This is a genomic window from Roseibium sp. LAB1 (genome assembly GCF_054658235.1).
Window position 1 is genome coordinate 963,537 of record NZ_BAAGIB010000002.1, and the last position, 13,319, is coordinate 976,855.

Annotated in this window: 13 protein-coding genes; 4 read left to right on the top strand and 9 right to left on the bottom strand. The window is 58.9% G+C overall.

Features of this window, described 5'->3' with window-relative positions:
• Nucleotides 1-2 precede the first annotated feature (2 nt).
• Entirely contained in the window at nucleotides 3-563 is a 561-nt protein-coding gene (locus ACYQ54_RS14330; RefSeq protein WP_460084808.1) for a LemA family protein, read from the bottom strand.
• Between the two features lie 187 nt (nucleotides 564-750).
• Between ACYQ54_RS14330 and ACYQ54_RS14335 the strand changes: the two genes are divergently transcribed.
• Nucleotides 751-1,101, top strand: coding sequence for a hypothetical protein (locus ACYQ54_RS14335; protein WP_460083392.1), 351 nt, complete (start codon nucleotides 751-753; stop codon nucleotides 1,099-1,101).
• Nucleotides 1,102-1,218: 117 nt separating this feature from the next.
• Here ACYQ54_RS14335 and ACYQ54_RS14340 read toward each other — a convergent pair whose 3' ends face one another.
• A complete protein-coding gene (locus tag ACYQ54_RS14340; RefSeq protein WP_460084811.1) occupies nucleotides 1,219-2,160 on the bottom strand; it encodes a glycine--tRNA ligase subunit alpha in 942 nt (313 codons plus the stop codon).
• Between the two features lie 317 nt (nucleotides 2,161-2,477).
• On the opposite strand from ACYQ54_RS14340, the gene ACYQ54_RS14345 reads away from it, so the two are divergent.
• Nucleotides 2,478-3,869 (top strand): MATE family efflux transporter, encoded by a 1,392-nt coding sequence (locus tag ACYQ54_RS14345; RefSeq protein ID WP_460083394.1) that lies wholly within the window; start codon nucleotides 2,478-2,480, stop codon nucleotides 3,867-3,869.
• 35 nt (nucleotides 3,870-3,904) lie between these two features.
• On the opposite strand, the gene ACYQ54_RS14350 is transcribed toward ACYQ54_RS14345, so the two are convergent.
• From ACYQ54_RS14350 to ACYQ54_RS14365, 4 genes are all read right to left on the bottom strand, one after another.
• Nucleotides 3,905-4,090, bottom strand: coding sequence for a hypothetical protein (locus ACYQ54_RS14350; protein WP_460083396.1), 186 nt, complete (start codon nucleotides 4,088-4,090; stop codon nucleotides 3,905-3,907).
• Between the two features lie 47 nt (nucleotides 4,091-4,137).
• Nucleotides 4,138-4,995 carry a S49 family peptidase gene (locus tag ACYQ54_RS14355; protein WP_460083398.1) on the bottom strand — a complete coding sequence of 286 codons (858 nt, stop codon included), beginning with the start codon at nucleotides 4,993-4,995 and terminating at the stop codon, nucleotides 4,138-4,140.
• 118 nt (nucleotides 4,996-5,113) lie between these two features.
• Complete coding sequence (locus tag ACYQ54_RS14360; protein ID WP_460083399.1) at nucleotides 5,114-5,710, bottom strand: PilZ domain-containing protein; 597 nt, start codon at nucleotides 5,708-5,710, stop codon at nucleotides 5,114-5,116.
• Nucleotides 5,711-5,907: 197 nt separating this feature from the next.
• Entirely contained in the window at nucleotides 5,908-6,867 is a 960-nt protein-coding gene (locus ACYQ54_RS14365; protein ID WP_460084813.1) for a uracil-DNA glycosylase, read from the bottom strand.
• Nucleotides 6,868-7,248: 381 nt separating this feature from the next.
• Here ACYQ54_RS14365 and ACYQ54_RS14370 point away from each other — a divergent pair, with 381 nt between their 5' ends.
• Together ACYQ54_RS14370 and ACYQ54_RS14375 are read left to right on the top strand one after the other, a co-directional pair.
• Nucleotides 7,249-8,925 (top strand): electron transfer flavoprotein-ubiquinone oxidoreductase, encoded by a 1,677-nt coding sequence (locus ACYQ54_RS14370; protein WP_460083401.1) that lies wholly within the window; start codon nucleotides 7,249-7,251, stop codon nucleotides 8,923-8,925.
• A gap of 849 nt (nucleotides 8,926-9,774) precedes the next feature.
• The gene (locus tag ACYQ54_RS14375; RefSeq protein WP_460083402.1) at nucleotides 9,775-10,146 is read left to right on the top strand and encodes a hypothetical protein; all 372 of its coding nucleotides are present in this window, start codon (nucleotides 9,775-9,777) and stop codon (nucleotides 10,144-10,146) included.
• Here the strand turns inward: ACYQ54_RS14375 and ACYQ54_RS14380 are convergent.
• From ACYQ54_RS14380 to ACYQ54_RS14390, 3 genes are all read right to left on the bottom strand, one after another.
• Complete coding sequence (locus tag ACYQ54_RS14380) at nucleotides 10,119-11,429, bottom strand: DEAD/DEAH box helicase (RefSeq protein ID WP_460083404.1); 1,311 nt, start codon at nucleotides 11,427-11,429, stop codon at nucleotides 10,119-10,121. The genes ACYQ54_RS14375 and ACYQ54_RS14380 overlap by 28 nt on opposite strands.
• Nucleotides 11,430-11,762: 333 nt before the next feature.
• The gene (locus ACYQ54_RS14385) at nucleotides 11,763-12,887 is read right to left on the bottom strand and encodes a PQQ-dependent sugar dehydrogenase (protein WP_460083406.1); all 1,125 of its coding nucleotides are present in this window, start codon (nucleotides 12,885-12,887) and stop codon (nucleotides 11,763-11,765) included.
• Between the two features lie 71 nt (nucleotides 12,888-12,958).
• Entirely contained in the window at nucleotides 12,959-13,306 is a 348-nt protein-coding gene (locus ACYQ54_RS14390; RefSeq protein ID WP_460083408.1) for a chorismate mutase, read from the bottom strand.
• Nucleotides 13,307-13,319: the final 13 nt, after the last annotated feature.

Here is a 13,319-nt window from a genome sequence, read left to right on the forward strand (position 1 = left end):
CCTCAGAACTGGACCTTCGGCACCGCGCGGTCGGTTTCGTCTTCGATTTCGAAATACTCGGCCTTTTCGAACTTGAACTGGTTGGCGATCAGGTTGGACGGGAAGCTCTCGACTGCGACATTCAGGTTCCGGACAGCACCGTTGTAATAGCGGCGAGCCATCTGGATGGCGTTTTCGATCTCGTCCAGCGACTTGTGCAGATCGGAAAAATTCTGGCTGGCCTTCAGGTCCGGATAGGCTTCAGCGACTGCGAACAACCGGCCAAGAGCGTGACTGAGATCGCCTTCGGCCTTTGCACGGGCGGCGACATCATCCTTCGGCACCGCCGACACCTGCGCCCGCATGCTGGTCACCGCTTCCAGCGCGTCCTTTTCGTGCGAGGCATAGCCTTTCACGGTCTCTACGAGATTGGGCACGAGGTTTGCCCGCCGTTTGAGCTGCACATCGATGCCGCTCCAGCCCTCCTCGACCATCTGCCGTTTCTTGACAAGTCCATTGTAAAGAACGATCGCAAAAACCGAGATCGCGATCAGGGCTGCGAGAAGAAACCAGGTCAAGACAATCACCTCCAGAAAATGTGTTCTGGAAGCTAACCGGGAGGTGCAGGCTTGTCATCATCTTCAAGCGCCGGATGCGCGAAATGGGACATTCTGTAATCTTCGACACAGGTTTGCAGATGAGGTTGGACAAACCTGCGTGGACACCGGAACGAAAGGTCGGCTCTCGATGCACATCTTGCGGCTACCCTGGATGAGGCTGCCTTGCGCGGCACTGCTTGTGTGGTCGACCATGGCGCAAGAGACCCATGCCTCGCTTGCCGACCAGTACCGCTGTGCAAATGGCAACCAGGTCTATTTCGTCATCTTCAATCCGCTGGAGCCAGGCCCTGCGACACTTTCCGGTCCTGTTGGTGGAAAGGCGCATACACAGGTCCTGCTCGACCCGGTGCCAGGTGTTTCGGATGAACGTTTCGAGCGGGGAAACACCCGGTTTTCGGGCGATCGCCAGGCGGGCCATCTGGACATCGGTGACACGCGTCTCACCTGCGAGCTGGAGCCCGAGCCCGGCTCGGAGCCCGAGCCCGGCTCGGAACCCGAGTGAGCCTCGACAGGTCGCTGAAAACAGACAGATGAACTGCTTGATACTTTCTAGCGAAAACGGGGCCAACTTGGCCCCGCATTCGATTAATCCAGATGACCCGACTCAGGCTGGAAAGTCTTATTCCGCAGCCTGGTTGTGATAGCCGACACCACCGGCTTCCGTTTCCAGGAAAGCGGCGCCGCAGGCCTTGGCCAGTTCGCGGACACGCAGGATGTAGCTCTGACGTTCGGTCACGGAAATGACACCGCGCGCATCCAGCAGGTTGAAGGCGTGGCTGGCCTTGATGCACTGGTCGTAGGCCGGCAGCACCACCTGATGCACATTGGCACCGGCCGCTTCGCGTGCCTTTGCACCTGCTTCCAGCAACGAGCGGCACTCGGCTTCGGCATCCTTGAAGTGGCGGAACAGCATTTCGGTGTCCGCATGTTCGAAATTGTGCCGGGAATATTCCTGCTCGGCCTGCAGGAAGACATCGCCATAGGTGACCTTGGCGTCGCCTTCCATGCCATTGTAATTGAGGTCGTAGACGTTATCGACGCCCTGGATATACATGGCCAGCCGTTCCAGGCCGTAGGTCAATTCGCCGGAGACCGGCGAACATTCAAAGCCGGCCACCTGCTGGAAATAGGTGAACTGCGAGACTTCCATGCCATCGCACCAGCATTCCCAGCCTAGCCCCCAGGCGCCCAGGGTCGGGCTTTCCCAATCGTCTTCCACAAAACGGATGTCATGCAGCTTCGGATCGAGACCGATGGCATAGAGTGAATTCAGGTAAAGGTCCTGGAGATTGGCCGGAGACGGCTTCAGGATCACCTGGAACTGGTAGTAGTGCTGTAGGCGGTTCGGGTTCTCGCCATAGCGGCCATCCGTCGGACGGCGCGAGGGCTGCACGTAAGCTGCCCGCCACGGACGCGGGCCGAGCGAGCGCAGCGTGGTTGCCGGGTGGAACGTACCGGCGCCGACTTCCATGTCGTAAGGCTGAAGCACAACACAGCCCTGGTCTGCCCAGTAGCGCTGCAGGGTCAGGATCAGGCCTTGAAAGGAGTTTTCCGGCCGCATATGCGCCGGCAGGTTTTCAGTCGACATGAAGTTGTTCCGCGAATGTGGCTCTGTCCGGCGTTCACGTGCCGCCAGCTTGGGGCGACAGGTGCCACGATGTCGGGGCAAGGTCAAGGCGAAGCGGGCGCGGCGGTTTCAGATTGACGGACTGCCTGCGCCGCGGTATCCCTCGCAACGGTTCCAGAATGCCTGCCGCTCGCGGACGACAGTCACGGTGAAATTCTGGTTTTAAAGACTTTCTGTTCCCCACGCATTTCGCGCTGGTGGCAATGCGAGCCCCTCCTTCCCTTTCGAAATGCCCATTGATGGAGAACGGAATGTCTTCCGACATGTCCCGGCCCAACACATTTACGCATGGGCCAATCCTTCCGACCCTGGCCAGAACCGCCTTGCCCATCATTCTGGTGATGAGCATGAACGGATTGCTGACCGTCGTCGACGCCATATTCCTTGGCCTGTTTGTCGGGCCGGACGCCCTCAGCGCGGTCACGCTGATGTTTCCCGCCTACATGTTTCTGGCAGCTCTGGCGACGCTGGTCGCCAGCGGCATGTCCAGTGTGCTGGCCCGAAAGCTCGGGGCAGGCCTGCGGGCGGACGCTGAAGCGGTTTTTGCCGGCGCCCATGGGCTGGCACTTGCCATAGCAGCCGTTGTGATCATGCTGTTTGTGCTATTCGGCGACGGGCTCACCCGGGCCGCCGCCGACGGTTCGGCGGAGATCGCAGGTATGAGCCATACCTATCTTGCGATCACCGTCGCCTTTTCACCGCTGATGTTCGTCTTGTCGGTGAATGCGGATGCGCTGCGCAACGAAGGTCTTGCCGTTGTGATGGCAGGCCTCAGCCTGCTCGTCTCGCTGGCCAACATCGTTTTCGATTATCTGCTGATTGCGGTCTTCGACTACGGCGTCGCCGGCAGCGCCGCCGGAACCGTCCTGGCACAGGCGCTTGCACTTGCAATCATGCTGGTCTTGCGGCTGAGTGGCAAAACGCCGTTGTCACCGGTTGCGCTTCTGCGGTACCCGCTGACGTCATCCTGGCGCGCCATCCTGATGCTTGGCGCTCCCCAGAGCCTGAGCTTCATAGGTATTGCGCTCGGCTCGGCGGCGACCATCGCCGCTCTGCAATCGGCTGGCGCCAGCGGCTATGAGGCAACCGTGGCGGCTTTCGGGATCGTCACCCGGATCATGACGTTCTGCTATCTGCCGCTCCTGGGTCTCGCCCAGGCGCTGCAAGCCATGATCGGCAACAATTCCGGTGCAGGGCTATGGCATCGCTCGGACAGCACATTGCGGCTGGGGCTGGTTACGGCCTTTGCCTATTGTGGCCTTGCGGAACTGACGCTCGGACTGCTTTCTCACCAGATCGGCTTCGCTTTCGTCGATGATCCCGGCGTCGTGGCGGAAGTCGGCCGGATTCTTCCGGTGATCGTGGCGCTTTATTTTGTCGCCGGCCCGCTGTTCATGGTGGCGACCTATTTCCAGGCGCTCGGCGATGCCGGCCGGGCAGCTCTGCTGAGCCTCGCCAAGCCCTATGCCTTCTTCCTGCCGCTGGTGTTCGTGATGCCGGTGTATTTCGGAGAAGGCGGCATCTGGCTGTCCAGCCCTCTGGCCGAACTGATGCTGCTTATTGTGACGCTCGTCCTGCTGGGGATCACCGCGCGCGGTGGCTCGGCACGCTGGGGCCTGTTTCGGGCGGTTCCGGCAAAATGATGCGATGGCGGGCGATCAAATTGCCCGCCGTTTCCTCAGGCCTGCGGCCGGTATTTGCCGCTGACCGGATCCTGTACCAGTTTTGCCCCGGGACCATTCGGGTCGGCCTTGGCGGCTGCCCGGGAAATCTGGTTTTCAACCTCGGCCATCTTGCGCTTGACGCGTTGCACGATCCAGTAGCCACCAACGGCCAATGCGGCCACGCCTATCAGTTCGGTCATTTCGTTTCCCCTTGCTCGCCCGATTTTCACACAGGCATTATGCCTTTTTAAAGGCCGTAGCGCATCCACAATGCCCGTTCCTCGACGGAGGATATCAACTCATCGCCGAGCCCCTCCAGCATCCGCCCCCTGGCTGGGCCGACTCCAAGCCCGGCCTTGCGGCCAAGCAGGCCGCGCGGAGCTGAAATCAGTTTCGGCTCGGCCTTGTCTCCATACCGCTCCTTGATCACGCCGCGCAGGTCGCCGATCGCATCGACCAGACCCAGTTGAACGCCTGTGCGGCCGGTCCAGAACTTGCCGGAAAAAAGATCCGGGTCGTCCGCCAGCACGTCGCCGCGGCGCGACTTCACCATGTCGATGAACGTCTCGTGGATCTCAAGCTGCAGGCTTTTGATGTATTCGATGTCCTCCGGCACTTCGGGCTGGAAGGGATCGAGTGTCACCTTCTTTTCCCCGGCGGTATAGACCCGCCGGTCGACACCGATCTTCTTGATCATTTCGGTAAAGCCGAACCCTGCCGCAACCACGCCGATCGAGCCGACGATGGACGACGGATCAACAAAGATCTCGTCCCCTGCGAGCGCAATCATGTAACCGCCGCTAGCCGCAACGTCCTCGACAAAGACCAGAACATCCTTCTCGTTTTCCTTCGCCAGATCACGGATCCGCTTGAAGATAAGCCGCGACTGGACAGGCGAACCGCCCGGCGAATTGACAACCAGGGCTACCGCCGGCGCCTTCTTCATCGAGAAGGCCTTTTCCAGGGGGAGTGACGCGGTCGCCAGGGACAGTCCCGACCTAAACGGGCCACCGCCACCAATAGCGCCATGCAGGCGCACGACCGGGATGACAGGCTTATCGTTTCGAAAGGGTTTTGGAAGAAAACGGCGAAGGGATGAAATCACGCGCTATTGGCCCTGAAAGAGTTCACAAACTCCCTCCGATATATGTACGCAGGGCCCGCTTGCAAAGGCTCCGGACCGTCAAAACCTTGTTGTGCGGATTTACGTGACGAAGGACAGCTCACCCCCCGAAGGCGCTGATCTTCTTTTTCCGCTTGCGCTTGGGCTTTGCCTCTTCTTCCTTCAAGCGGTCCAGCACCTCTTCCGGTTTGGGCTTCGGTGAAGGTTCGAAGGGCCAGGTAAGCTTGACTCCCGCCTGGTTGTTCTTGCGCCAGACAATCTCTGCGCTGATCGGCAGATCGAGACCGGGAATGGAGACTTCGATTTCGTTCGGCAGACGATCCAGCCTGTCGCCCTCCAGCCGGCATCCGGACCTGCTGGCATCGACGATCCGGCATCTCATTGTCGCCGGATTGGTCTTGCCGCAGACGATTGCCGTGATCAAGACCCGGCGCCGGATCTCGCGGCGTTTTTCGCCAGACGTCTCTCGTTTGGTCTGAAAGGAAATTTGCGCCTGCTGATCGCCATAGGCTATCACGGTCCCGCGCACCAGCTTGTCGAAGCCGGCCAGGCGCAAGCCCACCTCCTCCTTCAGAAGGTCAACCCTGTCGGACGCAATCCAACAGCCCTTCTCTGTCAGATCATAGGCCGTTGCTTCGAAACACGACATGTCCGCCAAGTCGACGACAAGCGCCGAAATGCATTTGTCCGCATCCATCGTCATGACCGGTTGTTGAAATCACCTACAGTGTTACACACTCCACGTTACAACCTGTAGGCTGAAATCCAAGTTAACGCAAGGTCACTTTCAACTTGAAAAGGAGGTGGTTCCTTGAGGGTTTCGACCAACCCGTCCGGCAAGGTCGAGCGCTGAAAAACGTCTGATTGATTGCATGAAACCATGCAGTCCGCAGATTATTGCGCTGCTTTTTCTTCCAGCTTCTGCTTGATCGCCAGAAAATCACGCCACGACAATCGCTTCTCGAGCGGACTGCGCAAGAGATACGCCGGATGATAGGTGGCGATAGCCGAGATCTCCCTGCCCTTGCAGGGATAGGTCATCCAGCGCCCGCGCATCTTGCGGATGCCATCCTGAACACCAAGCAGGGTCTTGGCCGATGCCGCGCCAAGGAAGACAAGCACATCCGGATTGACCAGTTCTATCTGGCGCAGGATGAATGGCTTGCAGATCTCGGTTTCCTGCGGCGTCGGCGTCCGATTGCCGGGTGGCCGCCATGGCACCACGTTGGCGATATAGGCAGATGAGCGATCCAGACCGATAGCCCCCAGCATCCTGTCCAGCAACTGGCCGGAGCGGCCGACAAACGGCAGACCCTGCAGGTCCTCGTCCCGACCCGGAGCTTCGCCGACGAACATCAACCGCGCCTGCGGGTTGCCGTCAGCAAAGACAAGTTTCTTGGCCGTGAGTTTGAGGTTGCAGCCTTCGAACGCACCAAGGCAATTGCGCAGTTCCTCAAGCGTCGGGGCCGACGCCGCGAGATCCCGGGCGGCTGCTATGATTTCCCTGTCGGGCAGAACGGGCGCCTGCCCCATTGACGCAGGTGGTACTGCACCGGCCTGAGGGGAAATGGGAACCGCAGGAACCGGGGCACCCGCCTGACCTTGAAAACTGCCTGCCGGAACTTGTTGCCGGGGCTGCTGCGCAGGTGCTGGGACCACCGCCTGTTGACCCGCCTGCGCCCTTTGCGCTGCCTGCGCACGCGTTAGCGCCACCCAATCCACGGGTTCGTCCTGAAGAAAACAATCGACGCCCGCGCCGGCAAAGAAATCCAGCAGAGCTTCAAGGTGTCGCGGGTCGTTCGGGATATGTTGCAAGGGGCTGCCTCCGGCGCGGAGTTTAACCACCACGATCATTTCTACAAGCGTGCAGCGCTGAACCGCGTTCATTCCGCCCTGTTTTCCAGAGCCTGTACACAATTTCAGCAGGGCCATCAATGCCGCTTAGTTACGTTTACGTAAACGTAATCTTTGCACTTGACGCCTCAAGCCTGCTTTGGTCTATCTGGTGCCCAACTGAAGGAATTGCAGCCAGATTTCGCAATTGCCGGTGAAAAATGTCGTGTTTTGCGCTGCAAAATGGGGCAAATAGGCGGTAAGGGCTAATTGGCGCTGTGTTCGAACGGACGCAGTTAAGTTGCTCTGACAATTGGGCATCAGCCGTTATCCATACGCTGATTCATTTGAATTGAGCACCTGGCGGCGCAGGAATTGCCCTTTGGGCGGAGGGAGAAAAAGATGAGCGAACAAGAAGCGCTTGGCGAACGCGAAAGCATGGATGTGGATGTTGTGATCGTCGGCGCAGGGCCTGCGGGACTTGCAGCCGCGATCCGGTTGAAACAGATCGCCAATGACAAGGGCGAAGAGCTGAGCGTCGTCGTATTGGAAAAAGGATCCGAGGTCGGTGCGCATATTCTCTCCGGCGCCGTGATCGATCCGATCGCCCTCGACAAGCTGCTTCCCGAATGGCGCGAAGAAGACACCCCCATCAAGACAGCGGTCACCGACGACCATTTCCTCGTGCTGGGGCCGGCAGGGTCCATGCGTCTGCCGAACATGTTCATGCCCAAGCTGATGAACAACCACGGCAACTACATTGTCTCGCTCGGAAACGTCTGCCGCTGGCTCGCGGAGAAGGCGGAAGCGCTCGGCGTTGAAATCTATCCAGGCTTTGCCGCCGCCGAAATTCTCTATGACGACAACGGCAACGTGGTTGGCGTAGCAACGGGTGACATGGGTATCGGCCGGGACGGCAAGCCCAATGCCATGTTCACGCGCGGCATGGAGCTGCGCGGCAAATACACATTGATCGGTGAAGGCGCGCGCGGCTCTCTGGCCAAGCAGCTCATCGAGAAATTCGATCTCGACAAGGACAGCGACGTTCCGAAGTTCGGCATTGGCATCAAGGAGTTGTGGCAGATCGATCCGGAAAAGCACCGGCTTGGCCTCGTGCAGCACTCCTTCGGCTGGCCGCTCGACGGCAAGACCGGTGGCGGTTCGTTCCTGTATCACCTGGAAGACAATCAGGTGGCCGTCGGCTTCGTCCTTCACCTCAACTACGAAAACCCCTGGCTGTCTCCCTTCGACGAGTTCCAGCGCTTCAAGACCCATCCGGCTATCCGCGATACCTTTGAAGGCGGCAAGCGCATTTCCTATGGTGCCCGGGCCATTACCGAAGGGGGCTTCCAGTCCGTTCCGAAACTGTCCTTCCCCGGCGGTTTGCTGATGGGCTGTTCCGCAGGCTTCGTCAACGTGCCGCGGATCAAGGGATCCCACAACGCGATGCTGTCCGGCATGCTGGCGGCAGAGGAAGTCATGGCGGCGATCGGTCGCGGTGAGGCGCACAACGAACTCACCAGTTACGACACCGCCTGGCGGGACAGCCCGATCGGCAAGGACCTGTGGCGCGTCCGCAATGCCAAGCCGCTGTGGTCGAAATTCGGCACAGCAATCGGCATCGCCCTTGGCGGGCTCGACATGTGGACCAACGAGCTGTTCGGCTTCTCTTTCTTCGGCACGATGAAACACGGCAAGAGGGACGCAGATACGCTCAAACCGGCCAAGGACTGCAAGAAGATCGACTATCCGAAGCCCGATGGCGTCGTCTCCTTCGACAAGCTGTCTTCCGTGTTCCTCTCCAACACGAACCACGAAGAAGATCAGCCGATCCACCTGAAGGTGAAGGACGAGGCACTGCAGAAGCGCTCGGAGCACGACGTTTTTGCGGGTCCGTCCAACCGCTATTGCCCGGCCGGCGTTTATGAATGGATCGAGGAAGGCGAAGATGCGCCGCGGTTCCAGATCAACGCGCAGAACTGCGTCCACTGCAAGACCTGTGACATCAAGGACCCGAACGGCAACATCACCTGGACGGTTCCGGAAGGCTCCGGCGGCCCGAACTATCCGAACATGTAACGCTGCCAGACCGGAAAGCAGTAAAAGCCACGGGGAAACCCGTGGTTTTTTTATGCCTTGAAAAACGAACAGCACCGGAAAGGAAACCTTTCCGGTGCTGCAGTCTTGCGGCCGATGGGTCGTAATCAGGCCGGCGGTTGTGGGGGTCCAGCCTGTTGCGGTTGTCAAACGAGCAGACGGAGCCGAGCAGTCATGCTGCTCCGCTTGCCGCTGCGCGCTTGCCCGCGCCACAAGTTCGTAACCCGTATTAACAACGGGCAATTCTTATGGGGTCGTTGGTCCCGATGGAGCCAGCGTGCACTTTTGTCCCAGAGATGATCTGGATTTTTTTTCGGGTTTCGATTTGTTTAATTCTGTTAACCAAACCCGTGATGGCGCCGGAATAAACTCCCCCTACGGCAAGGTCAAATAAATAATACCCTGAATAAAAACTTGTTATGGCTCCAGAAGACAAAATTATACCACTTGGTCAAATTTCAAGGGCGCTCGTGATCCCGACCTGCCGATAGTCTGGTAGTCGCAGCAACGAGTCGAAAAGCCAATCGACGCCTCGCGAGAATTTACAGTATAACTATTGTCAGTTTTTTCCCTTTTCAAACAAGGCTATAGGGAAAATCTCCAGACAATTCCGGGCCATAAATTTTTTCTATATAACAATAGATAAAGAAAATGAACGTGCCAATTCTTTGAAATCTAAGCGCTTATTTTAAGCGCCAGACCTGCAGCTCTACCAGAAATTGATAAGCCACCTCGCGGCCGCAGCACTACCACATCGTCAACCAACTGTAATCACTGACGAATTTGTTTATCCACATACCAAAAGGCAACCAACCGGTTGTGATTGCAGTCTTGCGTTGGTTAATTTACGTTTACTTCAACGGGGCAAATTTGTGGCAGTCCGCCAAAATCTTGGCGGCTTCCTGTAAGTTCTTCGCGGATATCCCGCGGGCTTCCCGAAAGATTAACGAGATCGAGCCGCGCAAGCGGCTGGATGCCTTGTGGACAGGAGGTAAGCAGGGTCATAGCCAGGCTGCGGCGGTTCTGGTTCTGATCCGGCGGTTCTTCCACCAATTTCATTCAGTGCTGGTCAACAGTGCTGAAACCCATCGACCACAAGGTTCGGCACCGGGAAGGCCACTTCCCGGTGCAATTTCTTTTCATATCGAAATGACTTGGATTTGCGTCGCCAGACGTCAGGCGGCGTCTCTGCGCGTGTTCTGACGACGACGGCGCGGAGGACGCCTGCTCTCGGACGCGTTGTCGTTGGCGCTGGAAGACGACTGCTTGCGGAAGGGCTTCTTGCCGCCCGGCTTGCTGTTACCGTTGCCGGTCCGGCTTCCACCACGCTTGGCACGCCCGGTTGCCGCAGACATCGGCGGAATTTCGCCGCCTGCCACGGTGATCTCGATGCCGATCAGTTTTTCGATCTGACGGAAAAGCCCGATTTCTTCCGGAGCACACAGGGCAATCGCCTCGCCTTCCGCACCGGCACGAGCCGTACGGCCGATCCGGTGAACGTAGGCTTCAGCAACTTCCGGCAGCTCGAAGTTATAGACGTGGCTGACACCTGGAATATCGATGCCGCGGGCAGCAACGTCGGTTGCCACAAGCACATTGATCGTGCCGTCACGCAGATCCTTGATCGCGCGATCGCGTTGATTCTGGCTCTTGTTGCCGTGGATCGAGCCCGCGGAAATACCGGAATGGGCCAGCTTGCGCATCAGCCGCTCGGCACCGTGCTTGGTCCGGCAGAACACCAGGGAAAGCCCGTCCGGCTTGTCGCGAAGCTGATCGACCAGGAAGTCGCCCTTCACGGTCTTGTCCATGAAATGGACGGACTGGGTGACCTTGTCCGCGGTCTTGCCGGTCGGGGCGACTTCGACTCGCTCCGGGTTGCGCAGATACGACTGCGCCAGTTCGTTGATCTGCTTCGGCATGGTGGCAGAGAACAGCAGCGTCTGCCGCTTGTCGGCCACCAGACCGGCGATGCGGCGCAGGGCATGAATGAAGCCGAGATCGAGCATCTGGTCGGCTTCGTCGAGCACCAGATAGGACGCGGTGCGCAGATTGATCGCTTCGCGGTCGACCAGGTCGAGCAGACGACCAGGCGTGGCGACCAGAATGTCGGTTCCCTTCGAGAGCCGCTTGATCTGGCCGTTGATGGAAACACCGCCAACCACGGAGGAGACCCGCAGCGGTGTATGTTTCAGGAAGGAAATCAGGTTCTTGGCGATCTGGTTTACCAGTTCGCGGGTCGGCGCCAGAATCAGCGCCCGCGTGCCCTTGGGGGCCGCTCTTTTGTTGTCGATCAGAAGCCGATCGATCAGCGGCAGGCCGAATGCCGCCGTTTTGCCCGTGCCGGTCTGCGCCAGACCCATCAGGTCGCGGCCTTCCAGAATCAACGGAATAGCTTTTAGCTGGATCGGCGTCGGAGCGTCATAGCCATTCTCGGCAACGGCAGTTACGAGGCCATTGGAGAGTCCCAGGCTTTGAAAGTCGGTCAATATAAAATCCTTGGTTCAAGCGAAAACAAACGCTTGTTCAACCGCACGTCAGCGACGGTGCGGTTTGAAGTTGGAGTGCGGCACAGCCGGCAGCCATCGCTACACGGTCCCTTTGCCGCCAGACCCTCGCGTGAAATGGGAACTGGTTGAACCCCTCATTGGGTTCTTTAAGTGGCAACCCTCTTGCGACTGCCCGCCAAGAATCTGTTCTTGTCCGGGGCGCACTCTCTGCTCACGCGGCAGCGGTTGCACTGCGGTATATCGTCGGGAAAGGCTGAAATGTCAAGCACAGAAGCCGCAAAAGCGCTTAAAGCTCAAAAAGATCGACCAGTCTCAGGGCTGCAGACGGAGCAGCCTGCCATCGTTGCTGTCGGTCAGGACATAGAGATAACCGTCCGGCCCCTGACGCACATCGCGGATCCGTTCGTTCAGGTCCGTCAGCAGTTTTTCCTCACCAACGACCCTGCCATCCTGCAGGTCGATGCGAGCCAGATGCCGCCCGGCCAGAGCGCCGACCAGCAGGTCGCCTTGCCAATCGGGATAACGATCACTGGTGACAAAGGCCATGCCGGACGGAGCGATGGATGGATCCCAATAGTGTATCGGCTGTTCCATCCCCTCTTTCGCGGTGCCTTCGCCGATCTTTGAACCCGAGTAGTGGCGGCCATAGGAAATCACCGGCCAGCCATAATTCTTCCCGGCCTCGGGAATGTTGATCTCGTCACCACCACGGGCTCCATGCTCGACTGTCCAGAGCACTCCTGTCAGGGGATGGATTGCGGCTGCCTGGGGATTGCGATGCCCATAGGACCAGATTTCCGGCTTGCGACCCTCCTGTCCGACAAAGGGATTGCCCGGAGCTGGCTGGCCGTCCCGTGTCAGGCGCAATACAGAGCCCGCATGGTCTGACGGATCTTGCGCGCGCTCGCCGTCTCCCCGTTCGCCCACCGTCATGAACAGGTTGCCGTCGGGAGCAAAGGCAAGACGAGAGCCGAAATGACGGCCGCCAAATGCCTTGTTGTTGCCGGAAAAGATGGTCTCCCCGTCTTCCAGCGCAAAGCCTCCCTCAAAGGCATCGGAGAGCCTTGCCCTGAACAGCGACGTGCCGGCACCTTCGGGAGACCCTTGCGAAAAGGTGAGAAAAACTGTGCGGTCGGTGGCAAAGTCCGGACTGAGCACAACATCAAGCAGCCCCCCCTGCCCCTGCGCAAACACTTCAGGACCGCCGGAGACCTGGCTTTGCGTGCCGGATGGATCAATGTGCTTGATACCGCCATTCCGCTCCGTCACCAGGTAGCCCTCCTGCGGAAGAAAGGCGACGCTCCAGGGATGGGACAATCCGGCTGCGACGGTTTCAAGCTGGACGGAGGACTGCGCCATCGCAGCCGGGGTGACCGGCAGGACAAGCGCTGCCGCCAGGGCGGCCAGTCGCGGAAGAAGATACGCATTCAGGGTCATGAGGGCTCCACAGGTAATCCAGACGACCTGATAGGTAGGAGCTTGAGCCGCCTCGAAAACCCGGAAAGGTCTTAAAAATCGGAGCCTGCTTTGGACGGCTCGCTTTGCGGCGCGTTTAGTCGCGCAGCAATCGTGCGCTTTTCAAAGGCCACATTCCAGTCGATCAGCGTTCGCCAGACCGCCTCCGCCTGTTCGCCTTCCAGGCCAAGTTCTTCCGCTCTGTCCTTGAGGGCTGCCACCATGGTTTCGATCCGGTGATGGTCAAAAGCCTCGTCAGGATGTCGTTTCAAATCCGCCATGCGGCGGACATACCCCTGGCGACGGGCAAAGAGCTGCAAGAGTTCCTCGTCAAGCGCATCGATGGCGGTCCGGATGTCCGTTTTGCTGGCGCAGTCGGCGGGCTGTTTCACACAGGTCATGGCAAGCCGTTTC